This window comes from Trinickia sp., assembly GCF_057351765.1.
This window is the reverse complement of the sequence record NZ_JBMRBK010000047.1, coordinates 60,215-86,267: the sequence shown is the minus strand read 5'-3', so window position 1 is coordinate 86,267 and position 26,053 is coordinate 60,215. Positions and strand designations below refer to the sequence as shown.

General features: G+C 64.3%; 25 protein-coding genes. 11 read left to right on the top strand and 14 right to left on the bottom strand.

The genetic code is table 11. The features are described from left to right. The 3 genes from dxs to ACO1XS_RS13375 form a co-directional block, all read right to left on the bottom strand. Positions 1–1,165: 1-deoxy-D-xylulose-5-phosphate synthase (gene dxs, locus ACO1XS_RS13385; protein WP_486390871.1), on the bottom strand; the 1,165-nt coding region annotated here is incomplete at its 3' end. Between the two features lie 86 nt (positions 1,166–1,251). After that, the gene (locus ACO1XS_RS13380; protein ID WP_331566555.1) at positions 1,252–2,136 is read right to left on the bottom strand and encodes a polyprenyl synthetase family protein; all 885 of its coding nucleotides are present in this window, start codon (positions 2,134–2,136) and stop codon (positions 1,252–1,254) included. After that, positions 2,133–2,432 carry an exodeoxyribonuclease VII small subunit gene (locus ACO1XS_RS13375; RefSeq protein ID WP_173256686.1) on the bottom strand — a complete coding sequence of 100 codons (300 nt, stop codon included), beginning with the start codon at positions 2,430–2,432 and terminating at the stop codon, positions 2,133–2,135. Before ACO1XS_RS13375 ends, ACO1XS_RS13380 begins: the two co-directional genes overlap by 4 nt. Positions 2,433–2,784: 352 nt before the next feature. Here ACO1XS_RS13375 and ACO1XS_RS13370 point away from each other — a divergent pair, with 352 nt between their 5' ends. After that, the gene (locus ACO1XS_RS13370) at positions 2,785–3,891 is read left to right on the top strand and encodes an aromatic ring-hydroxylating oxygenase subunit alpha (RefSeq protein WP_481578759.1); all 1,107 of its coding nucleotides are present in this window, start codon (positions 2,785–2,787) and stop codon (positions 3,889–3,891) included. A 122-nt stretch (positions 3,892–4,013) separates the two neighbouring features. After that, complete coding sequence (locus tag ACO1XS_RS13365) at positions 4,014–4,883, top strand: sulfurtransferase (RefSeq protein WP_331574251.1); 870 nt, start codon at positions 4,014–4,016, stop codon at positions 4,881–4,883. Positions 4,884–4,962: 79 nt separating this feature from the next. On the opposite strand, the gene ACO1XS_RS13360 is transcribed toward ACO1XS_RS13365, so the two are convergent. Both ACO1XS_RS13360 and polA read right to left on the bottom strand, forming a co-directional pair. Beyond that, positions 4,963–6,312, bottom strand: a complete 1,350-nt coding sequence (locus tag ACO1XS_RS13360; RefSeq protein WP_331574253.1) for an NAD(P)/FAD-dependent oxidoreductase — start codon at positions 6,310–6,312, stop codon at positions 4,963–4,965. Between the two features lie 117 nt (positions 6,313–6,429). Then, positions 6,430–9,201 carry a DNA polymerase I gene (gene polA / locus ACO1XS_RS13355; protein ID WP_331574255.1) on the bottom strand — a complete coding sequence of 924 codons (2,772 nt, stop codon included), beginning with the start codon at positions 9,199–9,201 and terminating at the stop codon, positions 6,430–6,432. 1 nt (position 9,202) lies between these two features. On the opposite strand from polA, the gene ACO1XS_RS13350 reads away from it, so the two are divergent. After that, positions 9,203–9,952: an LOG family protein gene (locus ACO1XS_RS13350; RefSeq protein ID WP_331574257.1), complete on the top strand. Its 750-nt coding sequence runs from the start codon at positions 9,203–9,205 to the stop codon at positions 9,950–9,952. A 57-nt stretch (positions 9,953–10,009) separates the two neighbouring features. Here ACO1XS_RS13350 and ACO1XS_RS13345 read toward each other — a convergent pair whose 3' ends face one another. Further along, entirely contained in the window at positions 10,010–11,542 is a 1,533-nt protein-coding gene (locus ACO1XS_RS13345) for an AMP nucleosidase (protein WP_414720352.1), read from the bottom strand. A 165-nt stretch (positions 11,543–11,707) separates the two neighbouring features. On the opposite strand from ACO1XS_RS13345, the gene ACO1XS_RS13340 reads away from it, so the two are divergent. From ACO1XS_RS13340 to ACO1XS_RS13330, 3 genes are all read left to right on the top strand, one after another. Continuing rightward, positions 11,708–12,109, top strand: a complete 402-nt coding sequence (locus ACO1XS_RS13340; protein ID WP_486390870.1) for a hypothetical protein — start codon at positions 11,708–11,710, stop codon at positions 12,107–12,109. Positions 12,110–12,265: 156 nt separating this feature from the next. Continuing rightward, on the top strand, positions 12,266–13,261 hold the full coding sequence (locus tag ACO1XS_RS13335) for a homoserine kinase (protein ID WP_486390869.1): 996 nt from the start codon (positions 12,266–12,268) through the stop codon (positions 13,259–13,261). Beyond that, positions 13,252–14,046: a BPSS1780 family membrane protein gene (locus tag ACO1XS_RS13330; protein ID WP_486390868.1), complete on the top strand. Its 795-nt coding sequence runs from the start codon at positions 13,252–13,254 to the stop codon at positions 14,044–14,046. Before ACO1XS_RS13335 ends, ACO1XS_RS13330 begins: the two co-directional genes overlap by 10 nt. Before the next feature lies 1 nt (position 14,047). Here ACO1XS_RS13330 and ACO1XS_RS13325 read toward each other — a convergent pair whose 3' ends face one another. Then, entirely contained in the window at positions 14,048–14,224 is a 177-nt protein-coding gene (locus ACO1XS_RS13325) for a DUF3563 family protein (RefSeq protein ID WP_440560492.1), read from the bottom strand. Positions 14,225–14,399: 175 nt separating this feature from the next. Continuing rightward, positions 14,400–15,548 (bottom strand): extracellular catalytic domain type 1 short-chain-length polyhydroxyalkanoate depolymerase, encoded by a 1,149-nt coding sequence (locus ACO1XS_RS13320; protein WP_486390867.1) that lies wholly within the window; start codon positions 15,546–15,548, stop codon positions 14,400–14,402. A gap of 212 nt (positions 15,549–15,760) precedes the next feature. Here ACO1XS_RS13320 and ACO1XS_RS13315 point away from each other — a divergent pair, with 212 nt between their 5' ends. The 4 genes from ACO1XS_RS13315 (at position 15,761) to ACO1XS_RS13300 (ending at position 18,854) form a co-directional block, all read left to right on the top strand. Next, complete coding sequence (locus ACO1XS_RS13315) at positions 15,761–16,456, top strand: phosphatase PAP2 family protein (protein WP_486390866.1); 696 nt, start codon at positions 15,761–15,763, stop codon at positions 16,454–16,456. Between the two features lie 137 nt (positions 16,457–16,593). Next, positions 16,594–17,394, top strand: coding sequence for a molybdate ABC transporter substrate-binding protein (gene modA, locus ACO1XS_RS13310; protein WP_486390865.1), 801 nt, complete (start codon positions 16,594–16,596; stop codon positions 17,392–17,394). 34 nt (positions 17,395–17,428) lie between these two features. After that, positions 17,429–18,103 (top strand): molybdate ABC transporter permease subunit, encoded by a 675-nt coding sequence (modB, locus tag ACO1XS_RS13305; protein WP_486390873.1) that lies wholly within the window; start codon positions 17,429–17,431, stop codon positions 18,101–18,103. Between the two features lie 55 nt (positions 18,104–18,158). Next, entirely contained in the window at positions 18,159–18,854 is a 696-nt protein-coding gene (locus tag ACO1XS_RS13300; protein ID WP_486390872.1) for an ATP-binding cassette domain-containing protein, read from the top strand. A gap of 15 nt (positions 18,855–18,869) precedes the next feature. Here ACO1XS_RS13300 and ACO1XS_RS13295 read toward each other — a convergent pair whose 3' ends face one another. Both ACO1XS_RS13295 and ACO1XS_RS13290 read right to left on the bottom strand, forming a co-directional pair. Then, entirely contained in the window at positions 18,870–19,787 is a 918-nt protein-coding gene (locus ACO1XS_RS13295) for a TOBE domain-containing protein (protein WP_486390864.1), read from the bottom strand. 83 nt (positions 19,788–19,870) lie between these two features. Further along, the gene (locus tag ACO1XS_RS13290; RefSeq protein WP_331568517.1) at positions 19,871–20,257 is read right to left on the bottom strand and encodes a tautomerase family protein; all 387 of its coding nucleotides are present in this window, start codon (positions 20,255–20,257) and stop codon (positions 19,871–19,873) included. Positions 20,258–20,352: 95 nt separating this feature from the next. Between ACO1XS_RS13290 and ACO1XS_RS13285 the strand changes: the two genes are divergently transcribed. Beyond that, positions 20,353–21,216 (top strand): LysR family transcriptional regulator, encoded by an 864-nt coding sequence (locus ACO1XS_RS13285; RefSeq protein ID WP_331568518.1) that lies wholly within the window; start codon positions 20,353–20,355, stop codon positions 21,214–21,216. 53 nt (positions 21,217–21,269) lie between these two features. On the opposite strand, the gene ACO1XS_RS13280 is transcribed toward ACO1XS_RS13285, so the two are convergent. From ACO1XS_RS13280 to ACO1XS_RS13265, 4 genes are all read right to left on the bottom strand, one after another. Then, positions 21,270–21,725 (bottom strand): GNAT family N-acetyltransferase, encoded by a 456-nt coding sequence (locus tag ACO1XS_RS13280; RefSeq protein WP_331568520.1) that lies wholly within the window; start codon positions 21,723–21,725, stop codon positions 21,270–21,272. Between the two features lie 150 nt (positions 21,726–21,875). Further along, positions 21,876–22,613: a metallophosphoesterase gene (locus ACO1XS_RS13275; RefSeq protein ID WP_331568522.1), complete on the bottom strand. Its 738-nt coding sequence runs from the start codon at positions 22,611–22,613 to the stop codon at positions 21,876–21,878. A 48-nt stretch (positions 22,614–22,661) separates the two neighbouring features. Then, positions 22,662–24,401 (bottom strand): c-type cytochrome, encoded by a 1,740-nt coding sequence (locus tag ACO1XS_RS13270; protein ID WP_486390863.1) that lies wholly within the window; start codon positions 24,399–24,401, stop codon positions 22,662–22,664. A 42-nt stretch (positions 24,402–24,443) separates the two neighbouring features. Further along, complete coding sequence (locus tag ACO1XS_RS13265; RefSeq protein ID WP_486390862.1) at positions 24,444–26,045, bottom strand: GMC family oxidoreductase; 1,602 nt, start codon at positions 26,043–26,045, stop codon at positions 24,444–24,446. Positions 26,046–26,053 lie beyond the last annotated feature (8 nt).

The window sequence follows — 26,053 nt, the reverse complement described above, 5'->3', positions numbered from 1 at the left end:
TCGAATAAATGGCGACCACGGGCTTCATACCCTCGACAGCCATCCCCCCTGCAAACGTCACTGCATGCTGCTCGGCAATGCCGACATCGAAATAGCGGTCCGGAAAGCGCTTTTCGAACTCGACGAGACCGGAGCCCTCGCGCATCGCGGGCGTAATGCCGACCACGCGCGAATCGAGTTCCGCCGCGTCGCACAGCCACTCCCCGAAAACTTGCGTATAGGTCTTCTTGCTCGGCGCGGTGGACGGCTTGATGCCCTCGGCCGGATTGAACTTGCCCGGACCGTGGTAGAGCACCGGATCGGCTTCCGCGAGCTTGTAGCCCTGCCCTTTTTTCGTGACCACGTGCAGAAACTGCGGTCCGCGCAACTCGCGGATGTTTTGCAGCGTCGGGATCAGCGAATCGAGGTCGTGACCGTCGATCGGCCCGATGTAATTGAAGCCGAACTCCTCGAAAAGCGTGGCCGGCACGACCATGCCCTTCGCATGCTCCTCGAGCTTGCGTGCGAGCTCGAGCATCGGCGGCGCCACGCGCAGCACGCGCTCGACCCCGGCGCGCGCGGCCGCATAAAAGCGCCCGGACATCAGCCTCGCGAGATGCCGGTTCAACGCGCCAACGGGCGGCGAGATCGACATGTCGTTGTCGTTGAGGATGACGAGGAACGGGAGATCGTCGCACACGCCCGCGTTGTTCATGGCTTCGAACGCCATGCCGGCCGTCATCGCTCCATCGCCGATCACGGCGATCGAAAAGCGATCCTCGCCCTCCAGCTTGCTTCCGATCGCCATGCCGAGCGCGGCCGAAATGGACGTGCTCGAATGAGCCGTACCGAACGTGTCGTACTCGGACTCCACACGGCGCGGAAAGCCGGAGATGCCGCCGCGCTGGCGCAGCGTATGCATGCGGTCGCGGCGGCCGGTCAGGATTTTGTGCGGATAAGTCTGATGGCCGACGTCCCACACGATGCGGTCGTGCGGCGTGTCGAAGACGTAGTGGAGCGCGATCGTCAGCTCCACCGTGCCCAGGTTCGACGACAAGTGCCCGCCCGTCTGCGACACGCTGTCGAGCACGAACGCGCGCAACTCGTCGGCGAGCGGTTTCAGTTGACGACGGTCCAGGCGGCGCAAGTCCGCCGGGTCGTCGATGGTTTTCAGCAAGTCGTACATCGTCGTTCCATTGTAGGAAAACTTACGCGCCCGCATTTTTCTCTTGCGCACCCCGTAGCATTCGCGCGCGGCAGCGGGCTTCGCGTTCAACTCACCCGGTTTACCACCAGGTCGGCAAGTTCGGCGAGGCGCACGGCGCGCCCGCTGAAATGCGCAAGCGCTTCGTGCGCATCGCGACGCAACTGCGCCGCGAGCGCGCGCGAAGCGTCGAGCCCGATAATCGATACGTAGGTCGGCTTGCCGTCCTTGGCGTCCTTGCCGGCAGTCTTGCCCAGGGTCGCCGAATCCGTCGTCACGTCCAGAATATCGTCCACGACCTGAAACGCCAGACCCACGGCAGCCGCGTAGGCATCGAGCGCGCGCATCGCGTCCGCATCGGGCGCCGTGCCGGCGAGCGCGCCCATGCGCACCGACGCACGCAGCAACGCGCCCGTTTTCATCCGATGCATCGTTTCGAGCTGCGGCCGCGACAGCGTCACACCGACGCTGTCGAGATCGATGGCCTGGCCACCCGCCATGCCCACCGAGCCGCTGGCGAGCGCGAGTTCGCGCACGAGCGCGGCCTGCGTCGGCGCGTCGAGCGCCGAGGCGTCGGTCAATGCGACGAACGCCTGGGACTGCAGCGCATCGCCCACGAGCAGCGCGGTGGCCTCGTCGTACTGGACGTGCACGGTCGGTTTGCCGCGGCGCAGCGCATCGTCGTCCATGCAAGGCATGTCGTCATGGACGAGCGAATAGACGTGGATCATCTCGAGGGCCGCCGAGGCCGCCTCGAGAGCCGCGGGCCGCGCGAGCGTCAACTCCCCCGCCGCATGGGCCAGAAGCGGACGCACGCGCTTGCCGCCGCCGAGCGCCGCATAGCGCATCGCCTCATGCAGCCGCGCCGGCGCCACGTCGGGGCCCGGCAGATAACGTTCGAGTGCGGCCTCGACGCGCGCCAGGACCGCGCGCATCCATTCGTCAAAAGTCATAGATCGTCTCCGCCCTCGGCGGCAGGGTTGCCGGCTGGCAGCGGCTTGAGCGTCTCGCCGTCGAGTACGCGCACCTGCTGCTCCACCTTCTCCAGTTGTTGCTGACAGTACGCCACGAGCGCCGCGCCGCGCCGATAGGCGGCAAGCGATTCCTCGAGGCTCAACGTGCCACCCTCCATGCGCGCCACCAGTTGCTCCAATTCCGCGACCGCTGCTTCGTAGTTCCCGGGCAGCGGGGCGTCGCCATCGTGGCCGCCGACGGGCGCGGCGGGGTCCTGGGGTGCGGGTTTCGCCATCGAAAGAGGGTGAATTTAAAAACAAGTCGGACATTCTACGGCAAAAGCGCCAAGTCCGACCCATCGCCAGCCGTAGCACGATCGCCGTCCTCTTTTTTACCACGCGGACACCCATCGGCCACGGCCAATCCGCACCCTCGGCGAATGCCGCACGGGCGGTTGCCGGACCGACCCGATCGCGGCATATTTGGCGTGACGCGCGCCCTTTTGGCGGCAATCGACGCTGTTTTTTACGTAAATCATGGACTTATCTGCCCCTTGGGAAGGGGAACGGGTATAATCGCCGGCTCCCCAAATCGAATCTTCGATGGTTGGGTTGTTCACTACTTTCACGTCTTCATTGGGAGTGGGAATGTCCAATCTGAGCAATGCTTTGCAGCTCAAGGCCATTTCGTGCCAGCTGCCGGTCACGGCTTACTTTGACGAAGCGCTTTTTGCGCGCGAATTGGAAGTACTCTTCCGCAAGGGTCCCCGCTACGTCGGGCACGAGTTGATGGTGCCCGAAGCAGGGAATTATTTTGCGCTGCCGAGCGAGAGCGAAGGCCGCGTGCTCGTACGCAACCAGCGCTCGGAGATCGAGCTGCTGTCCAACGTATGCCGGCACCGCCAGGCCATCATGCTCAACGGCCGCGGTCAGACCGAAAACATCGTCTGCCCGCTGCACCGCTGGACGTACAACCTCGACGGCGAGCTGCTCGGTGCTCCGCATTTTGCGGACAACCCCTGCCTGAACCTCGGTGCGACCCCGCTCCGCAACTGGCATGGGCTCCTCTTCGAGGCCGAGGGCCGCGATGTCGCCAAAGATCTGGCGAATCTCGGCGCGCGCCGTCACTTCGACTTTTCGAACTATATGTTCGATCACGTCGAAGTGCACGAGTGCAACTACAACTGGAAGACGTTCATCGAGGTGTACCTCGAGGACTACCATGTCGCGCCGTTCCATCCCGGGCTCGGCAGCTTCGTCAACTGCGACGACCTGACCTGGGAATTCGGCAACTGGTACAGCGTGCAGACGGTCGGCGTCAATGCCGGGCTCGCGAAAGCGGGCAGCCCCGTCTATCGGAAGTGGCATGACCAGGTGCTGCGCGTGCGGGACGGGCGGGCGCCCGAGTACGGCGCGATCTGGATGGTCTACTACCCGGGCCTCATGATCGAGTGGTACCCGCACGTGCTCGTCGTCTCGTGGCTGATTCCGCACGGCCCGCGCAAGACCACGAACATCGTCGAGTTCTACTATCCCGAGGAGTTCGCACTCTTCGAACGCGAATTCGTCGAAGCCGAGCGCGCCGCCTATATGGAAACGGCGCGCGAGGACGATGAAATCGCCGAGCGCATGGATGCCGGACGCCTCGCGCTCATGCGGCGAGGCGAATCTCAGGTCGGACCATACCAAAGTCCGATGGAGGACGGCATGCAGCACTTCCACGAGTTCCTGCGGCGCGAGCTCGGCGACATCTGACACGCTGCAGCGCGGCAAGAAAGGCGGGCAAGGAGGCTTTCCCTCCTTGCCCGCCTTTTTGTCTAGACTGAAAGCAAAACAACCGGTGTCTCAACGAAGTTCGTCGTCCAACGAGGATCATCATGCCGCACACCCATTACACGACGCTGATTCTGGCCGTCAACCTTGCCGAACGGCTGGCAAGCGCCCCCGAAAGCGTGCTCGTTTTTGACTGCAGCTTCGATCTGGCAAACCCCGACGCCGGCCAAAAGGCCTATGCGGGCGGCCACATCCCCGGCGCGCACTATCTGCATCTGGAGCGCGACCTGTCCGGGGCGAAGACGGGCAAGAACGGCAGACATCCACTGCCTGATCGCGCGGCACTGGTCGACACGCTGGCTTCGCACGGGCTCATGCAGGGTCAGCAAGTCGTCGCCTACGATGCGCAAGGCGGAATGTTCGCTGCCCGCCTGTGGTGGTTGTTGCGCTGGCTCGGTCACGACTCGGTGGCCCTCCTCGACGGCGGCCTGCAGGCATGGCAGGGCGCCGGCTACGCCCTCGAGACAGAGCCGGCCGGGCGCAAGCAAGGCAACTTCAAGGCGGGCGCGCCGCTCGCCGTCACCGTCGATGCCCACGCGCTCGAGCAAAACCTCACGACACATGAGCGACTCGTCGTCGACGCACGATCGCCCGACCGTTATCGCGGTGAAAACGAGACGATCGATCCCGTCGCGGGACACATCCCAGGCGCGGTCAATCGCTTCTTCAAGGACAACCTGGGCTCCGATGGCCGTTTCAAACCCGCTCATACGCTGCGCGACGAATTCAAGGCGGTCGTCGGCTCGACGCAGCCCGAGCATGTCGTACTGCAATGCGGCTCGGGGGCCACGGCGTGTCATAACGCGCTTGCGATGGAGATAGCGGGCCTGCATGGCGCCGCGCTCTATCCAGGCTCGTGGAGCGAGTGGTGTGCCGACCCGTCGCGCCCGATTGCGACCGGGCCAAATCCTTGATCCAGGGTCGCCACGACCTCGCCCGCTTCGTAAATCGGCTGCACCGCAATCGCAAGCTGCGCGCAGCCGATCGCCCGCATCAATGCAGCTTCACACGCGGCAGCGTCGTGCGCCGCAGCCAATGCGCGAACGTATCGAGCATCATGCGCGGATAGCCGTGCAGCGCCGCGATATGAAGCCGGTAAAGCGACATATACATGAAGCGCGCGAAGAGCCCCTCGACCAGCATGCTGCCGCCGATCAGTCCGCCCATCAGATTGCCGACCGCACTGAAATGGCCGAGCGAGACGAGCGAACCGAAATCGCGGTAGGTGAATTCCGGCAACGGCCGGCCCTCGAGCCGGCAGCGCAGCGCTCGCAACAGAAAACTCGCCTGCTGATGCGCGGCCTGCGCCCGTGGGGGTACGTTGCGCTCGTTACCGGGCCATGGGCACGCGGCACAATCGCCCATCGCGAAGATGTTGTCGTCGACTTCCGTTTGGAGCGTGCGCCGCACCGAGAGTTGACCGAGCCGCGTGACGGGTAGCCCCTCCAGGTTCGAGAGCACAGCGGGCGCCTTGATCCCGGCGGCCCAGACTGTCAGATCGGCGCGCACGGTGTTGCCGCTCGCCGTACGCACGAGGCCCGGCGCCACTTCGGCCACGGTCTCGCCGATCATCAGTTTCACACCGAGCTGAGTCAACAACTGCGCCGTCGCGCTCGAGACGCGCTCTTGCAGCGCGGGGAGAATGCGCGGCCCCGCCTCGATCAGCACGATGCCGATGTCGTGCCGCGGATCGAGCTTGTGCAGACCGTAGGCCGACAATACTTGCGCCGTGTTGCGCAATTCCGCCGATAACTCGACGCCGGTCGCGCCGCCGCCCACGATCGCCACCTGGATGCGCGGCTCCGTCGTGGCAGACGTGCCCGGACCGCATTCGACCGTTTCGTGCGCGCGATGCTCGGCCCGCATGCACGCCGCGATGAGCCGCTTGCGAAAGCGCTCGGCCTGGCCGACGGTATCGAGCGCGATGGAGTGCTCTTCGGCGCCCTTGACGCCGAAAAAATGCGTGGTACTGCCGATGGCAATGACGAGCGTGTCGTATTCGAGTTCGCGTTGCGGCAACAGCTCCTCGCCGTCGTCGTCGCGAAGCGGCCCGAGGACGATGCGTTTGGCCGCGCGATCGAGCCCGATGAGTTCGCCTTGCTGAAACTCGAAGCCATGCCAGCGCGCCTGCGCCGCGTACTCGAGCTCTTGCGTGAACGGATCCATGCTGCCCGCGGCCACTTCGTGAAGCAGCGGCTTCCAGATATGGGTCGGATTCCGATCGACGAGCGTCACCTGCGCGCGGGCGGCGCCACTGCCCTTTCGGCGGACATAGCGGTCGCCAAGCCGCGTTGCCAGCTCGAGCCCGCCCGCACCTCCTCCCACGACAACGAAACGATGCATGCTGATTCTCCGTATTTGCCGTTGCTGATTCTGCTTGCCGGCGCCCGTATGCGAGCGGGGCCACGCGTCGAAAAGGGATTGGCGGGCGGCGCGCCCGCGGAGAGGCCGCTCAGCGCATCAATGCGCTTCCTCCCAATTCGCGCCCGCGCCAACTTCCGCCACGAGCGGCACCTTGAGTTCCGCCACGCCGCACATCAATTGCGGCAGTTTTTCTCGCACGGTCGGCAATTCATCGTCGGGGACTTCGAGCACGAGTTCGTCGTGCACTTGCATGATCATGCGGCTCGCGGCCCGTTCGCGTTCGAGCCATGCCTGAACCGCGATCATCGACATCTTGATCAGATCGGCGGCGGTGCCCTGCATCGGAGCGTTGATCGCCGCACGCTCGGCCGCCTGCCTGCGCGGTCCGTTACCGCCGTTGATTTCGGGCAGCCACAGACGCCGGCCGAACACCGTTTCGACATAGCCTTTTTGCTTGGCGCTCGCCCGCGTGTCGTCCATATAGCGCGCAACGCCTGGGTAACGGGCGAAGTAGCGGTCGATGTAGAGCTTCGCCGCATCGCGCGTAATGCCGAGATTCGAAGCGAGGCCGAATGAGCTCATCCCGTAGATCAGCCCGAAGTTGATGACTTTCGCGATGCGGCGCTGGTCGTTCGTCACCTCGAGCGGCGTGACGCCGAAAACCTCCGCGGCCGTTGCGCGATGGATGTCTTCGCCTTCGGCGAACGCGCGCAGCAGCGATTCGTCGCCCGAGATATGCGCCATGATTCGCAATTCGATCTGCGAGTAGTCGGCCGATACGAGCTTGCTGCCCGGCGGCGCGACGAACGCCTCGCGAATGCGGCGCCCCTCGCCGGTGCGCACGGGGATGTTCTGGAGATTCGGCTCGTTCGAGGCGAGACGTCCGGTGACCGCCACGGCCTGCGCGTAATTCGTATGAACGCGGCCCGTCTTGGCGTTGACCATGCGCGGCAGTTTGTCGGTGTAAGTGGACTTCAGCTTCGATAATGCGCGGTGTTCGAGCAGCAGCTTCGGCAACGGATAGTCTTCAGCGAGCTTTTGCAACACCTCTTCGTCCGTCGACGGCGCCCCGCTGGGCGTCTTCTTGATCACCGGCAATTGCAAGCGTTCGAAAAAAATCTGGCCGATCTGCTTGGGCGAGCCGAGATTGAATTCGCCGCCAGCAAGCGCATAGGCTTCGCCTTCGAGCTCGATGAGCCGCCCTGCGATCTCGCTGCTCTGTCGCCGCAGTCGCTCGCTGTCGATCAGCACACCATTGCGCTCGATCTTGCGCAGCACGCGCGAAGTGGGAATTTCGATGTTGCGATAGATGTGCAGCAGCCCCGGCTCCACTTCGACTTGCGGATAGAGCGCCGTATGCAGCTGGTACGTGATATCCGCGTCTTCCGCGGCATATTCGGCCGCGGCGCCGAGCGGCACTTCATCGAAGCCGATTTGCTGCGCGCCTTTGCCCGCCACGTCCTCGTACTTGATCGTTTTCACGCCGAGGTGGCGCATCGCAAGACTGTCCATATCGTGGGTTCGATGCGATTCGAGCACATACGATTGAAGCAGCGTGTCGTGCTCGACGCCATCCAATGCGATGCCGTAATTGGCGAGCACTTGCTCGTCGTACTTCAGGTGCTGCCCGAGTTTTTTCCGTTCCGGATTCTCGAGCCAGGGCTTGAGCCTCGCGAGTACCTCGTCGCGCGGCAGTTGCTCGGGCGCGTCCGGACCGCGATGCGCCAACGGTATATAAGCGGCGCAGCCGGCGCCGACCGACAGTGAGATCCCCACGATCTGCGCCACCATCGGATCGAGCGACGTCGTCTCCGTGTCGAACGAGGTGAGCGGCGCCGTCTCGATCTTGTCGAGCCACGCTTCGAAGTGCTCCCACGTCTGAACGGTCTCGTAGCACCGCGGCGCATCGATGGTCGGCGCCGCTTCGGTCAACAGCACATCCGCCGCGCCGGGCTCTATGCTTTGCACCTCCTCGGCCCGCTCGATCAAAGCCTCGACTTCGCGCAGCCATGTCTTCAAGCCGTGCCGCATGAACAGCTCGCGCAATTCGAGCGGCGACTCCGGGCGCGCTACGAGCGATGTTTCGATCGACTCGACATGATTTTTCAGATCGCACGCCCGCTCGACCGTCACGAGCTTCTTGCCGAGCGGCAGGAAATCGAGCGCGCGCCGGAGGTTATCGCCCACCGCGCCCTTGATTTCGCCGGCGTGAGCGACGACGCCATCGAGCGTTTCGTACTGCGTCAGCCACTTGACGGCCGTCTTCGGTCCGCATTTCTCGACGCCGGGAACGTTATCCACGGTATCGCCGATCAGCGCGAGGTAATCGACGATCCGCTCGGGCGGGACACCAAACTTGGCAATGACGCCGCCGCGATCGAGCGTTTCGTTCGTCATCGTATTGACGAGCGTCACCCGCTCGCCCACGAGTTGCGCCAGATCCTTGTCGCCGGTGGAAATCAGCACGTTCATGCCGCGCCGTTCGGCCTCGGCCGCCAGCGTCCCGATGACGTCGTCGGCCTCGACGCCGTCCACCATCAGAAGCGGCCAGCCCAGCGCGCGTACGGCGAAGTGAATCGGCTCGATCTGTTTCGCGAGATCGTCGGGCATGGGCGGACGATGAGCCTTGTACTGCGGATACCAATCGTCGCGGAACGTCTTGCCCTTGGCGTCGAACACGCACGCGCTATACTCTGCCGTGACGTCCTTGCGCATGCGCCGCAACATGTTGACTATTCCATAGAGCGCGCCGGTCGGTTCGCCGTCAGGACCCCGCAAGTCAGGCATTGCATGGTAAGCCCGGTAGAGATAGCTCGATCCATCGACCAATACCAGAGTCTTACCTTCCAGGTTCCGTTCTACAGGCATTATGAACAAGAGAAGAAAAGTGATTCCGAGTCTGCGATCGCTCGCAGACCAAGAGCGCGCGACAGCCAAAAAGGCCCGCGCATCGTGGCAGATGTTCACGATTATGGCAGAGTTCATCGAGGCCACCGAGTACCTCTCGGAGATCCGCCCGGCCGTGAGCATCTATGGTTCGGCGCGGCTCAAGCCGAACTCGCCCTACTACAAGCTCGCCACGCAAATCGCGCGCAAGCTCTCGGACGCGGGCTTCGCCGTCATTTCGGGCGGCGGGCCGGGCATCATGGCCGCCGCGAACAAGGGCGCGCATGCCGGCAAGGCGCCATCGGTCGGCCTCAATATCGAGTTGCCGCACGAGCAATCCGGCAATCAGTGGCAGGATATTTCGCTGCGCTTTCGCCACTTCTTTACGCGTAAAGTCACGTTCGTCAAGAACTCGGATGCCGTGATCGTCATGCCCGGCGGCTTCGGCACGCTCGACGAACTCGCCGAAGTGCTCACGCTGATCCAGACCAAGAAGTCGCGCCACGTTCCGATCATTTTGGTGGGTGGCGACTTCTGGAAAGGCTTGCTCGGCTGGTTCGAGAGCGCCCTCGTGCCGATGGGCCTCATCAACCCCGAGGACATGAATCTGATGCAGGTCATCGACGAACCCGACCAGGTGCTCGAGGCCGTGCTCGCGTTCTACGAGGATCGCGAAGAGGCGGAACGCCAGGCGCCCGCCAAGGCCGACGAGGACCGGATGTTTTATTTCTGACGCGGGAGGTACCGCTCGGGCGCTCCGGCTCCGGCTCCAGTTCCAGCTCTGGTAGCGCTATTGGAATGCCACCTCGGCAAAGCTGCGCAGCTTGCGACTATGCAGCCGGTCGAGCCCGTTCATCCGCAACAGCTCCATCGCCTTGACGCCGATCTGCAGGTGCTGATCCACCTGGGCACGATAGAACTGATCGGCCATGCCGGGAAGCTTGAGTTCGCCATGCAACGGTTTATCCGATACGCACAGCAAAGTCCCGTAGGGAACGCGGAAACGAAAACCGTTGGCGGCGATCGTCGCGCTCTCCATATCGAGCGCGACAGCCCGGCTTTGCGATAGCCGCTGCACCGGCTCGCGATGATCGCGCAGCTCCCAGTTGCGATTGTCGACACTTGCGACGGTACCCGTGCGCATCACGCGCTTCAGTTCCGCGCCCTCGAGCCGCGTCACGTGCGCGACCGCGCGCTCGAGCGCGACCTGCACTTCGGCCAGTGCGGGAATCGGCACCCATAGCGGCAAGTCGGCATCGAGCACGTGATCCTCGCGCACGTACCCGTGGGCGAGCACGTAGTCGCCAAGGCGCTGCGTGTTGCGCAGCCCCGCGCAGTGGCCCAGCATGATCCAGGCGTGCGGCCGCAAAACCGCGATGTGATCGGTGATCGTCTTCGCATTCGACGGCCCCACCCCGATGTTGATCATCGTGATGCCGCTGCCGTCGGCGCGCTTGAGGTGATAGGCCGGCATCTGCGGCAACCGGACCGGCAGGGTGCCCTCATCGGGCTGCTCGCCGAGGTTGGCGTTGTAGGTCACGACATCGCCGGGCTCGACGAACGACGTGTACTCGCTGCGATAGGCTCGCAGCTCCTCATCGTCGGTGCGCGCCATCAACGAACGGCCGAGCTTCGTGAACTCGTCGATATAGAACTGATAGTTCGTATAGAGGACGTAGTTCTGAAAATGCGTGGGTGAAGTCGCCGTGTAGTGCCTGAGCCGATGCAGCGAGAAATCGACTCGCGGCGCGGTGAAAAGCGCAAGCGGGTACGGTTCGCCGGGAGCCGGCTCGTAGGTACCGTTGACGATGCGGTCATCGAGCTGCGCGAGATCGGGCGTATCGAACACGTCGCGCATCGCCATGAGCCGGTCCCGCCCGAGGTCGCCTTCGAGATGAATGCCTTCGGCAAAGGCGAAGTGAATCGGAATGGGCTGCTGCGAAACGCCCACCTCGATCGTCACATTGTGATTTCGGGCAAGCAGCCGCAGCTGCTCGCGATAGTAGTTGCCAAAGAGGTCGGGCCGCGTGACGGTGGTCTCGTAGACGCCGGGGCCTGCGACGAACCCATACGAGCGGCGCGAATCCACGCGCGTGTTGACCTCGGTCTGCAACCGCACGAAGGGATAGCAAGCGCGCACGCGCTCCGCGAACGGCTCGTTGCGCCGGTAGCGTGCGAACGCGTCGCGCAAAAACGCGGTGTTCGCTTCGTACACGGCGGAAAGCCGCGTGACGGCGTCGGCCGCATCGGTGAAAGACTGTGTCGGAAAATCGCTCGGACGCAACGGCCCGGCATGCGGTTTCACGTTCATGTCGTTTTTCATTTTCGTTTGCCTCGCTCGATGCGACGACATTACCACGAACCGCACCGTCTCCGCGGCCCCGGCGGTGAGCCGCCCGTGCCTGGGCGTGCGCAAAAACATACGCGCCAAGCGCCCGGAAAGGAGGGCGCATTTGCTAGAATTGGGGGATTCCCTCGGAGAAAAATCATGAAGCCGTATCTTCCCGTCGCCGTAGCGATCGCCGCGTGGTTTGCCGCGGCGAATCCGGCCGCGGCGGCGCAACCCGCCAACGATGCCCAGACGCGCGCGCAGCGTCATGCCGCCAATGAGGCCGCGGGCTTGCCCGATCTGGAAGCCATCAATCGTCCGGCAGCGCAAGTCTCGTCGAAAGTGGATGTCAACGTACCGCGCACCCCGAGCTATTACGAAAAGAGTCCGAGCGGCACCGTCATCACCGAATATCGCGACAAGGGCAAACCGGTCGAAATCGACGTCCGCTCGAATTTGGGCACGCACTATCAGATGAGCGCACCGCCCGACACGTCGCCCAAGGTGCGCGACAATGGCCAACCCAGTACCCGTTTGCCGTCGATCAACCTGCGCTACTGATCGCGCCCGCCGCGCCGGCGAGCCGTGACGCTCGCCGCGGGCTGAAACGGCCCGCGACGCGGCGTCGGTCGCAACCGCTCCGAGGCGTACCGCCGCCGCCCCACCCCGCGCTTTCCCGGGCCGCTCCTTCACACCCAATCCGAAGTCTCTCTCCGCATGGCTGTCTTTACCGTCGTCACCGAAGCCGACCTGTCCGCATGGATGCGGCACTACGATCTGGGCGATGTCGTCGATTTCCGCGGCATCAGTTCGGGTATCGAAAACAGCAACTTTTTTCTGACGACGACACGCGGCGATTACGTGCTGACTGTCTTCGAAAAGCTCACCGCCGAACAGTTGCCGTTCTATCTGGATCTGATGCGCCATCTCGCGTCCCACAGCGTGCCGGTGCCGGATCCCCTCCCGCGCGATGACGGCATGCTTTTCGGCATGCTCCACGGCAAACCGGCCGCGATCGTCACCAAGCTGGAAGGCGCGGCCGAACTCAGCCCGGGCGTCGAGCACTGCGAGGAGGTCGGCCGGATGCTGGCGCGCATGCACCTGGCCGGCCGCGATTTCGCCCCGCATCAACCCAATCTGCGCAGCCTGGGGTGGTGGACCGAAACGGTTCCCGCCATCTTGCCTTTTATCTCCGGAGCGCAGCGCGATCTGCTCGTGAGCGAGCTCGCCCATCAAACGCGGTTTTTCGGGTCGAACGACTATGCCGCGCTGCCGGGCGGACCGTGCCATTGCGACCTGTTTCGCGACAACGCACTGTTCGCTCCGGCGCAGCCCGGCACCGGCCACCGCGTCCGTCTGGGCGGATTTTTCGACTTCTATTTCGCGGGTTGCGACAAGTGGCTTTTCGATGTCGCCGTAACGGTCAACGACTGGTGCATCGAGTTGGCGACCGGAGAACTGGACCCGGCGCGACTGGAGGCAATGCTGCGCGCGTACCAGACGGTGCGTCCGTTCACACGCGAGGAATGCCTCCATTGGAACGACATGCTGCGCGCTGGTGCCTATCGCTTCTGGGTGTCTCGCCTTTACGACTTCTACTTGCCGCGGGCGGCGGCGATGTTGCAGCCCCATGACCCGGCCCATTTCGAGCGCGTCCTGCTCGCGCGCCTGACGGCCGCGTCCACCCCCCACGCTTCTTCCCTATGCAATTGATCGAAGTTCCCGCGAAGAGCGGCTACGCTTGGTATCGCCAAGGCATCTGGCTCTTTCGCAGAAACCCGCTGGCTTTCCTGACGATTTTCGCGACCTATCTGTTGGCCATGTGGCTGGTCTCGAAGGTCCCGCTCGTCGGCGGCGTCCTGCCGCTCGCCTTCATTCCCGGCGTCGCAGTGGGTTTCATGGCCGCCTGCCGCGATACGGTCGAGGGCAAAGCGGTGTTGCCGATCGTTCTGATCGATGGCTTCCGTTCATACGGAGGGGTGGCTGCAAAACGGCTGTTGAAGCTCGGCGCGCTATACGTCGTGGCGATCGTGCTCGTTTTCGCGGCATCGTCGCTCGTGGATGGCGGGACGCTCTTTACCTTGATGTTGGGCACCGCCGACAAAACGCCGCCGGCTCCAACCGCCGACATGCCGCTCGGGGGGCTCGTGGCGCTGGCCTGCTATGTGCCGGTGGCCATGTTGTTCTGGTTCGCGCCGGTATTGGCCGCCTGGCACGACGTGCCGCCCGTCAAGGCGATGTTCTTCAGCGTCGTCAGTTGCTGGCGCAATCGCGGCGCATTCATCGTCTACGCGGCGCTTTGGTTCGCCACGATGACGTTGACGTCGATCGCAGTCTCGCTATTGATGGATGCGCTGGGCGCGGGCGCATTCGTGATCGTCGCGCTCTTTCCCGCCACGATCACGCTGACAACGATGCTTTACTGCTCGTTTTATGCAACCTATAGGGGGTGTTTCGTCCCGAACCCGGAGACGAACCCCGGAGAGCCGACGCCCTAGCTCAACGATGGCTCAACCATGCAGTGGTAGGAATCGCGGCTTCGCGATCGAGCTTGCGCATGCGGTATTCCAGATCGTACAGATCCGTGGCTTCCGAGAGATAGGCATCGTCGCGGGCGTGCTTACGCTCGTCGGCGGTCTTCGTCAGGAAAAGGAACAAGCGGCTGAGCAGAAACATGGTGGACCTCACTGAGTTAGGTGCTGACACCTAGGTATTTACCCGTATTATAGGGAAAACCCCTATCCGAGCGCCAGGACTTTTTTCGGCCCAGGCATCGCGGTGTGGTGTTTACGCATCAACTCGTGAAGATGCACAGATCGTGCGGATAGCAGGCAACGCGCGCCCGTGGGGCTCAGCGACCGGCCGCAGCCTCGCGGCGGCGAACCGGCGTGCGGTCGCGCTGGCGCTGCTGGTATCGAAGGAATTCCCAGATCAGCGCGCTCGCATTGGGCCCCTTGCGCGAGTGGAAAGGAATTGCCTCATCTCCACCGGCCCAGGCGTGCCCCAGACCGGGAATAAGACATGAGCGAACGACGCGTCGCCCACGCGCGGTGAAATCGCGGATGAGGGCGTCCGCGCTCGATGTTTCGCGCGAAGTCCCGACCTTTGGTGCGCCCTGCGCGTCGACAAGGCCGTTCAGATACAGAAACTGCGCCGTCAACTGCTCGGCATTTCGAGGCGCCACCACCGCGTCCCCTTCGCCTTGAACGATGATGGCCGGCATGCCCGGATAAGTGGCCGGATCGATAGCGGCCGCCGCGAGCGCCAGCGGATCGTGCCGCGCGCCCCGACGCATGACGTCCATTGCCGTCATGCCGGAATGGGCCTCCCCCAAGGCCGGGGCCGAATGCAAGGCGACAGCGGCAAAGCGATCCGGCCAGTGCAGTGCCAGTAAGGAGGCCAGTCCGCCCCCAGCCGAAAGACCGACCGCGTAGATCCGCTCGGCGTCGAAGCCGTACCGATCGATCAGCGCGTCGACCAGCGAAACGACCGCACGCGCTTCGCCCCGGCCTGCCGTATCGCGATCGTCGTACCAATGCCAACATCGATGCGCGTGCGCGTGAGAAGACTGCTCGGGGTAAACGACGGCAAAGCCCTGCGCATCCGCGAGCAAATTCATGCGCGTGCCGGCCGCGAATTCGTCGATGGTCTGTTGGCAGCCGTGAAGCATGACGACCAGCGGCATATTCAGCGTGGATTTGCCTGGCGGCCGGTACAGACCGTACGACAAATGATTGACCAGCTGGCCGGGCAACGGGGGCGCCGAATGAAAAGAGCGGGTCCAGCTTCCTTTGGCCCATGCCGCGGCACGCGGTCGCACACGCGATTCGGGCGCTTCGCGCCGCTTCGCGGCAACCGCCTTGGTTGGAGTTGCGGCCTTGGCGGCGCTGCCCGTGCGCGAGCGACGCTGCTTTTTTGTTGCGGCGCGCAAATATTGGGCCTGCGCGGATACGAGCCGTTTAATGCTGCGAAGCCAGATTTTACTAAGCCCTTTCGTCATCTACGGGATCTCCCAATGGTACGACCGTGCTGGCAGCCATCTTTCATGACGCAACGCACAATACTACCCCCTGTCGATGCGCCGCGCTCGTCCGCCGACGCTGCCGCTATACTCTGTTCGTTCGCGCACGGTTTTTGTCGTCCTTGCGGCCGGCTCGCGCGTTGTGAACGTATGATCAAGCCGGACGCAGCACGCGAACGGCATTCCCCGTTATGTACGACCTGCCGCTTCACCTCTGGTATTCGATCACGCGCCTCGGCGGCGCGGGTCTCACGTTGCCGCTCGCGTTGACCATCGCGTTGTGGCTCGCGCTCGGCTATACATGGCGGCTGGCGCTTGCATGGCTCGGGTTGCTCGCGGGCGCTGTCGGTATCGTCGCGCTCACGAAAATCGCCTTTCTCGGTTGGGGTGTCGGCGTCCGAGCCTGGGACTTCACCGGCGTGAGCGGGCATGCCATGCTCTCGACCGCGGTCTATCCCGTCGGCATCTTTCTCATCCTGTTGCCGGCGCGCGCGCGGGTGCGTATAGCCGGTATCGCGATCGGGCTCGCCGCCGGGGTCGCGGTCGGCCTGTCACGCGTGGTATTGGACGCGCACTCGCCGTCCGAGGCCGTGGCGGGCTGCGGCGTAGGGGCCCTCGTCGCCGTGCTGTTCGTCAAGTACGCGTGGAATGCGCGGCCGGGCAAACTTTCGGTCGTTCCCGTCGCGGTCAGTCTGTTGATGCTGGCCGTGGCCCTGCATGACGTGCGCGTTCCGACGCAGCGCTGGATTACCCACGTCGCCCTTCATCTATCGGGCCGCGAACGGCCGTTCATTCGCGCACGCTGGAAAGCCCGCATCGAGGCGCCGCGTCGAGCGCCCGCAGCCGTCTTGCCGCGCGACGCCGCGCTCGGGCCCGGCGTGGCCTGAAAGCCGGTTCGCTTCGGGCGTCATCGGCCCTTTGCCCCTTCCTTTGCACGAGGAATGTACTCGCACTACCACGCGCGGCTGAACCGTTATAACCTCGGTTATATTACGATAGCGTTTTCACTCCGACCCTGAGCGTCATGACCTTCTTTTCGTCTACCGGGCGGCGCACCGGTGCCCGGCTCGCCGCAGCGGCCGTCGCGGTACTCGGCTGCGTTTTCCATCAAGCGGCTCACGCCGATGAACTCGTGGTATCCGCCGCCACCAGCCTGACGGACGCCTTCAAGAACATCGCCGCAGCGTTCGAGCAACAGCATCCCGGGACGAAAGTGATACTCAACTTCGGCGCTTCGGACATTCTCATGCGGCAAATTGCGAACGGCGCGCCGGCCGACGTCTTCGCGTCCGCAGACCAGACTGCGATGGACAAGGCCGTAGGCGCGGGGGTGATCGATACGGCGTCGCGCGTCGACTTCGCCGCAAATTCGCTGGTGATGATCGTGCCGGCCGACGGCAAGTTGGCGCTCAAGACGCCACACGAGCTCGCCACGCGTTCGGACGTCGCACGCGTCGCCCTCGCGGATCCGGCGTCGGTGCCTGCGGGCCGCTACACGCAAAAGGCGCTCGAAGCAGACAGCAAGCAACTCTGGGAAGCGATCAAGGCGAAGGCGGTACTGGCGACCAACGTTCGGCAGTGCCTCGATTACGTCGCGCGCGGAGAAGTCGAGGCCGGATTCGTCTTCGGTACGGATGCCGCCATTGCCGGGCGGCGCGTGAAAGTCGCGGCAACGTTGCCGACGCCGCAACCGATCGCCTACCCCATCGCCATCGTCAAAACGAGCCAGCACGCCGGCGAGGCGAAGGCATTCGTAGATTACGTCCGCTCTTCGGCGGGGCAAACCACGCTCGTCAAATACGGCTTCAAGCCGGCCGCGCAATGATCGACATTGATGCCTGCACACGGGCCGACCGATGATGGAACCCGCCTGGACGCCTCTACTCCTCTCGTTGAAAGTAGCCGGATGGGCCACCGCGCTCGATCTCGTGCTTGGCGTTGCAGTGGGACTGGCGCTCGCGCGTTGGCGATCCGGCGCGCGCGATGTCGTCGATTCGCTGCTGACGTTGCCGCTCGTCATGCCGCCCACGGTGCTGGGGTATTACCTCCTGGTGTTGCTCGGCCGGCGGGGCGTGCTGGGTGGACAGCTCGAGTCGTTGGGCATTCACCTCGTTTTCAGTTGGCAAGGTGCCGTCGTCGCGGCGATGGTGGCAGCGTTTCCGCTGGTATTGAAGTCGGCGCGGGCCGCGTTCGAGGCCGTGGAGCCTCAGTTCGAACAGGCTGGCCGCACGCTGGGGCTCGGGGAAACGGCGCTCTTTTTCCGCGTCACGCTGCCGCTTGCCGCGCGCGGTATTCTCGCCGGCGCACTGCTCGCTTTTGCACGCGCGCTGGGCGAGTTCGGCGCCACACTCATGATCGCGGGCAACCTGCCCGGACGCACGCAGACGCTATCGGTCGCGGTCTACTCCGCCGTTCAAGCGGGCGACGATGCAACCGCCAACACGCTCGTGCTCGTGACGTCTGTCGTCTGCGTCGCGGTGCTGCTCATTGCCGGACGGCTCGTTCCGCAACATTCGCTTTTGACTTCGCGCTGAGATGACAGGCTCGAACGGTTCCACGCTCGCTGCACGCGCCACCGACGCACCGCGGATGATCCTTTCCCTCGCCATCCGGAAAACGCTGGTCACGCGCGAGCGGCGCTTCACGCTCGACGTCTCGTTCGAGGCCCATTGCCGCCGTATCGTGCTGTTCGGCCCGTCGGGCGCCGGCAAGACGCTGACGTTGCAGGCGATCGCGGGTCTGCTGCGGCCCGACGACGGCGTCATCTCGCTCGCGGGCAAGACCCTCTTCGACTCGGCCCGGGGCATCGATCTGCCTGCGCGCGAACGCGGCGCGGCCTATCTCTTCCAGGACTATGCGCTCTTCCCGCATCTGAACGTCCGGCAGAACATCGGTTTTTCATTGCGTCGGGGATGGCTCAACCCGGGCGCGCGGCAAGCGCACGAGTCCGTCGATTACTGGATCGATGCCTTCGCGCTCGAAAGCGTAGCCGGCAATTATCCCGCGCAGTTGTCGGGCGGCCAGAAACAACGCGTTGCGCTCGCCCGCGCGCTCGTTTCGCAACCGAACATGCTGCTGCTCGACGAACCGTTCGCCGCGCTCGACGCCGGCATGCGCGAGCGGACGCGGCGCGAACTGGCGGAGCTGCAGGCGCGCCTCGACATTCCGATGGTTTTGATTACACACGATGCGGCCGATGTCGCAGCGTTCGGGGATCAGGTCATTCGGCTGCAGGAAGGCAAGGTGGAAGACAATCCGCCGCTCCACGCGCTCGCGGCGCACTGAGCGACCCGCTGCAAATCAGCCGTCCGTTCCGAGAATCACGCTCGACGCCTTGAATGCCGCGATAGCGGGCATCCCAACGGCGAGCCCCAGTTCGCGGACGCTCTCGTTCGTGACAACGGCCGTCACGACCGTGGGAGCCGGTGCTGCTCCCGCATCGTCCGTGGCAGCGCCGGCATCGAGCACGAGCGATACTTCAGCGTTCACGGCGCCGGGAACGATCTGGCTGATGCGGCCGTGCAGTTGGTTGCGCGCCGAAAGACGCAAGGGCGCGACGCTCGCCGGGGTGTCCGGGTTGCCGACGGCAAGCATGACCCACGACGCCTTGACGAGCGCATAAGCCGTTGCGCCCGCGCTCAAGCCGAGCGTTTCGGTACTCTCGCATGTGATCACCGCCACGATCTGCTGTCCGCCCGGCAACTTCATCGTCACTTCATCGTTGACGGCCCCGTGTGCGATCGACACGATCGTTCCGAAAAGCTGATTGCGCGCGCTCGTTTTCATACCGATTCTTCCTATCAACGCCCAATCGCGGGCGAAGTCTTCGATTCCCGCGCTCACGTGCTCGATGAACTTGCGGTGCTCACGCTCGATGACGCGGAACGTTTCGATAAGACGTTCGCCGCGCGGGGTCAGTGTCGTGCCGCCGCCGCCCTTGCCTCCCGTCGCGCGCACGACGAGCGCAACCCCTGCGAGGTTGTTCATCGCATCGATTGCATCCCAGGCCGCTTTGTAGCTGATGCCGACGGCTTTGGCCGCGCCGGTGATGGAGCCCGTTTCGCGGATCGCCGCGAGCAACGCGATGCGTGCCGCCCCGGCCAGCGTTTCGCCGCCCGCGCTGAGCCAAAGCGAGCCACCGAGCCCGAACGCCCCGGCACGGGCGTCCGCCTGCGGGCCGGAATCGGATGCTGCACGGGACGGTGGCACTTCGCTCATGGGCTCGACGGGAACAGGAACAAGTTGGCGGAAGAACGTGAATCGGCGCCGCCCATTATAGGCACCGGCACTGCCCTACCGGCTCAACGCTTGACGTACTGCGCCACGCCATGACCGAACGACCAGTTTTCCGGCAGCACCTCCACGAGATTGATGAAGACGTCCTCCGGCCGCAAGCCCGGCCGTTCGGCCAGTAGATCGACGATGCGCCGGTAGAGCGCCTCCTTTTGCTCGAGACCGCGCGTATTGCTGACGGTCAACTGAATGACGACGAAGTCGTCGCTGCGCTCGATTCCGAGGTAGTGCCGGTTATAGACCCGGGACCCGGGGGCGTGCTCGTTGATGAGGACGAATTGATCGTCCTCCGGAACGTTGAACGTTTCGACGAGCGCACGTTGTACGCCGTCGACCAGGGCCGCGCGATAGGCGTCGGACTTACCGGCGCCGAGCGAAATACGAGTGAGTGGCATGACCGTCTCCGCAATGAACGATGGAGTAGGCAGAATAAGTCCGCTCTATCATAATGAACAGTCATGTATCTATATTTCATTCATTTCATTTCAAAATGAAAGTATTGGACCTCGATGCGGTTCGGGCGTTCGTCCACGTCGCGGACCTGCGCAGTTTCACACGGGCGGGCGAGATGCTCGAGACGACGCAGTCAGCGGTCAGCCTCAAGATCAAGCGCCTCGAAGCCCAGCTCGGCAAGGCGCTGTTCGAGCGTACGCCGCGCTCGGTGCGGCTCTCGGCTGCCGGCGATGCGTTCCTGGAATCGGCGCGCCGCCTGCTCGATGCACATGAGCAGGCGCTGACATCGCTTGGGACCGAACGCGCCCGGCTACGAATCGGTCTCAGCGAACACGCCTCGGGGCCGCAACTGCCGCAACTCGTTGCCGGCCTGCACCGGCACGATCCGCAACTCGTCGTGGAAATGCATCTCGGACTGTCGGCGGCACTCCTCGCGCAATACGACGAGCGGCAACTCGACGCCTGCATCGTGCGCTACGAGGCCAACGAAACGCCGGCATGGCGTGCGCGCAGCGATGCCGAGGCACTTTTCGTCGAACCGCTCGTATGGGTCGCCGCACCGGGCTGGAAGCGTACTGCCGGGGTCCCGTTGCCGATCGCCACGCTGGCCGGTCCTTGCGGCGTGCGCTCGGTGGCATTGCAAACGCTGGATCGAGCGCACATCGCCTGGCAGGAAACGTTCGTCGGCGGTGGGGTCGCGGCCGTCGGCGCCGCGGTAGCCGCCGGCCTTGCGGTATCGGCGCTCGCGCGGCGCGTGGCGCCCGTCGGCCTCGTGGATATCGGCAGCGCCGCGGGACTGCCGCCGTTGCCGCGGTCACACATCGTCCTCCATTCGCGCGTGCGCGAGCCGCGCGCTCATTCGGCACTGCGCATTCTCGCGGCGGGACTGGCGCGAAGTTGAGGCGCGTACCCCACGGGCCGCCGGACGCATCAAGCCGGCGGCTCGGTTCGGGTTCAGTTCGCCGGGAAGTCGATCACGTAGCGCACGAAACCGCTATGCGGCGTATAGCGGTCATACAGCGCGCGAGCGCGGTAGTTGTTCTCCTTCGTATTCCAATAGAGTCGCGACCAACCCTTGCGCTTCGCCTCGTCGACGAGCCAGTCGATCAACTGCCCGCCGATGCCTTCGCCACGAATCGCCGGATCGACGAATAAATCCTGCAGATAGCAAATCGGCCTCAGCTGCGAGGTGCTCTCATGCACGAGGTAGTTGGCGATGCCGATGACGAAGCCGTCGTCGCGCTCGGCAACGATCGCTTGGACCGGCGAGCTCGGATCCAGAATGCGCGCCCAGGCATGGTGCGTCACTTCGTCCGACGGGGTGCGTTCGTAAAAGCGCGTGTAGCCGTCCCACAGCTCGCGCCAGCGCGAGGCGTCACGCGCCTGCGCTTTCCGTATCGTGACGGTCATCCGGTTGGCTCCATTGTTTCGATGGTGGCTCGCGGCTCAGCCGCGGACTGCGACACCACAATCTACCGCAGCGATGGGCACCGCGCAGCGAGGACGTCAATATCGAAACCGAGGGTGCCCTTGCGTCTTCAGACGCGAATCCTGGGCGATTCAGGGCAACGCCATATGAGACGCGCCCTCCGCCAGGGCGGTTTCGACCGATACGGACCATGCGCGTGGCGTCAGCGCCTCGGTGATGGTCAGCTTGCCCGTCACGGCGAATGCGCCGGTATCGATGAAGACCTGAGAGCCGATGCGCCCCATTTCGCGCATCGGCGTGTGGCCGCAATAAGTCAGCGATAAACCCGCCTGTCGCGCCGGATCGCCGTTGCCGAGCGCAAGTTCACGGCCCCACAGCATTTGCTGTCTGACGCGCTCGGTGAAGGCGCCCGAATCGAGGTCGAGGTCGGAGCCGAAGAATTCCGCATGCACGATATTGAAACGCCGCATCCCCGCACCGACGACCCGCGCGAGCGGCAGCGTGCGCAAACGCCGCGCATACTCCTGGAGCGTTTCATCCGACAAATCGTCGGCCCAGTCGCCGCCGATGCCATGCCACCAGCTGCGGCGCATGCCGCCTTCCGCTACGAGACACAAAGCCTCCTCGTGGTTGCCGAGCACGGGATAGAACCACGGCTTGTCGAGCAGCGCGAGCGCTGCCTCCGACTGGCTGCCTCGATCGACGAGATCGCCGACCGAAAAGAGCCGGTCCCGTGTGCCGTCGAACTCGATTTCGCGCAGTAGATAGCGCAGCGCGTCCACGCAGCCATGCAGATCGCCGACCACGAAATCGCGGCCCGCCGTATTCGATTCATGCCGGCAAACGAGGGGAATGTTTTCAGTTTCCATACCGCATCTTATGCTCGTGCGCGTTGCCGCGCCCCGCAATGCAATTTCCTATTGCTGCTGCGCGCGCAATTGCGCCACGTCGCCGGCCGTCAACGTGGCGCGCGGATCGCCGAAGTGCTGCGTGACGTAGTTCACGATCGCCGCGATCTGCTCGTCGTTCAGTTGATCGCCAAAGCCGGGCATCAACACGTTTGCGTGCTTCGTCTTGCGCACCACACCATGCAGCACCACCAACGCGAGGTTGGAAGCATTATTTGCGCCCACTACGGAGTTATGAATCAGCGACGGGTAAGCCAACGCAGCGTCACCACCGATGCCGCGGCCGGTCCAGTCGTGACAACTCGCACAGTTGCCGACGAAAAGCTGGGCGCCGTTCACGCCGACAGGCGACGTACCGCGTAATTGCGTTACATCGTCGGCAGGTTTGCCCCACTGATCGCGCGGGCGGGCGTCGCCGCCAGCGACAGGTGGCACCGAACGCAAATACACGCCGATCGAGCGCAAGTCCTCGTTGGTCAGAAACTGGGTGCTGTCGGCGACCACCTCCGCCATCGGCCCTGCCGCATTGGCGCGGCCCGGCGCAACGCCGACGGACAGATAGTGCACGAGGTCGTCGTCGCCCCAGTTGCCAATGCCGGACGTCTTGTCGGGTGTGATGTTGAATGCGTGCCAACCTGCCTGCACTTCTCCCGAAAGCCGATCGCTCGTCTTCAGCCCTTGCATGAAATTGCGGGGCGTGTGGCACTCCTCGCAATGCGCGAGCCCTTCGACCAGATAGGCGCCGCGGTTCCATTGCGGACTTTGCTTCGGATCGGGGACGAAGCGCCCCTCATGGAAATTGAAGAGCTTCCAGAAGAACAGCAACCACCGCTGATTGAACGGGAACTTGAGGTCGTTGCGCGGCGGCGTGTAATGAACGGGCGTCAGTGTGTTCAGATAGGCGCGAATCGCCAATACGTCGCGTTCGGCAATACGCGTGTACTCCGTGTAGGGGAAGGCGGGATAGAGATGCTCTCCACCCTTGCCGACCCCTTCGTGCATGGCCCGCACGAAGTCGGCGTCGGTCCACCGGCCGATGCCCGTATCGGGATCGGGCGTGATGTTGGGCGTATAGATCGTCCCGAACGGCGTGCCGATCGGCAATCCGCCCGCGTAAGGCCGGCTCTTGTCGGCCGTATGGCATGCAATGCAGTCGCCCGCGCGGGCCAGATAGGCGCCGCGCTTCACCAGGTCGGCACTTTCCGCGTCGGCTTGCGTAAAGGTGGGGGCGATCGTTGCGGCATCGGCCGATGCACCCTCGGGACCCGCCGCGCCGGAGGGCGATTCGGTCGGCGTCGGTGCGCTCGCCACTGCAGTCGAAGCCGACGTCGCCACCGAAGCCGACGATGACGCCGAGCCCGCCACGTTCGACACCGGCACCGCCGCCGCGGGCATGCTCGCTGTCGGCGGTTCGCTCGTCGATGCGGCAGATGCGGCAGATGCGTTGGATACACCGGAGCTTTCGATCGCGCCGGAAGACGGCGACGCCGCATGCACCGGCGCCGCTACCGTGCCCGAGCGTGACGAGGCGGCAAGCGCCGCATCGGGTCCTTGCGCCCGCGCGACCGAAAGCGGCAACTCATCGGCCGGCGACAGATCGGCATCGACCGACGCATGCCAGGCGAGATACAACGCAAATCCGCAAAACGCGGTGGCGACCGTGGCAACGCGCCGCAACCGCCTCCGCGCACGCCTTGCCGCTTCGTGGCCCATACCGGCTGGATCGGAGCGAGGTCGCGGGTTCGTCATCGGGAGTCCCATCGGGTCGGCGTGCCAAGTGCTGTGTCCGCACTAGAGTTCATGCTTGAGCTTGTCCGCAAGGCGTAGCGCCAACGCAGCAATCGTCAGCGTGCAGTTGACCGATGCGGCGCTCGGCATCACGCCGCTCGTCGCAAGGAAAAGGTTCTGGTGATCGTGCGTGCGGCAATCGGCGTCGACGACCGAGTCCGCCGGATCGGCGCCCATGATCGTCGTCCCCATGATGTGGTTGTTGGGCGCGAAGCGATCGTCGAACGTAACTTCCGTGCCGCCGAACAGCGCCGCGATCTGCGCATACACCTCGTGCGTGTGCGCCGCGCTTTTCTTCACGTACTCGCCGATGGCGTAGTAAATCTCCGGCTGCGGAATGCCGAGCGCATCCTTACGGTCGGCCGACGGCACGATCCGATTGCCCGGTTCGGGCAGGATTTCGTGGAAGCTGTTGATGGTGAGCGTGCGCGATGCGCGATCGCGGATCTGCCGGTCGAGTTCGGCGCCGGTCAGCCCCGCCTGCAACAATGCGGCCGTCACCGCCATCGTCGGCACGCCGTTCGACAGGTGCAGCTTCTTGGCGGCGTACTCCGAGCGGAAAGCGCCATCCCTGAAGTTGACGACCGATGTCATTTCCATCGGCCCGCGCCCGGGCCACAACGCCTCGTTCGCGAGGAAGCTCACACCGGTGCCCGGGTGATCCATCAAATTGCGGCCGACCTGATCGGAGCGGTTGCCGACGCCGTGCGGAAACTTGTCGCTCGTCGACATCAGCATCAGCTTCGGTGTCTCGATACCGTTCGCCGCAAGAACGAAGAACTTGCCCGTCACGCGCGTCGTCCCGCCCGAAGGGTCCTTGTAATGCACGGCGGAGATGAGCCCCTTGTCGTCGGCTTCTACCCGATAGACCACCGCCTGCGGCACGAGCTGAGCGCCCGCGCGCTCGGCTTTCTCGGCATGCACGATGCCGTTGTACATCGCCGCGATGGGGCAGATCGGCATGCAGTTGTTGTTGCCGCAACAGGTGGGACGCGCGTCGTAGGGCTGGCTATTGCGCGCGACCGGTTCGGACACCACCTTGAAGGCGTTGGCGTTGAGCACTTCCGCAAACCGCGCATCCATGAACGAGAGCGGCAGGGCCGGCATCGGATAAGGCTTGGAGCGCGGCGACCCGAGATCGACCGACGGCTCGGGGCCGGACACACCGAGCTCGAGCTCAGCCGCGTAGTACCAAGGCTCCAGCGTTTCGTACGGAAACGGCCAGTCGCGGCCGACGCCGAACAGCGTCTTCAACTTGAAATCGGAGGGCAACAGACGCCACGCAGCGGCGGCCCAGTGCCAGGTCGTGCCCCCGACGAGCCGCAGGTATTGCGATTCGTACGGATACTCTCCCTTCTGAATCAAATAGTTGTTCGGCGGCGAATACTCGGGATGCGGTGCATAGGGCATCGACGGGTAGGGGGTCGCGAAGTCCGCCTTGGCAGGCGAGTTGCGGAAGTTCTCGACGATCTGCCAGCGAGCGAGGCGCGGCCCCGCTTCGAGGAGAATGACCGACGCGCCCGCCAACGCGAGCTGATGCGCAACGAGACTGCCTGCCACACCGGAGCCGACTACGACGACATCGGCAGAAGGGTTGTTTGCCATGTGTTGTT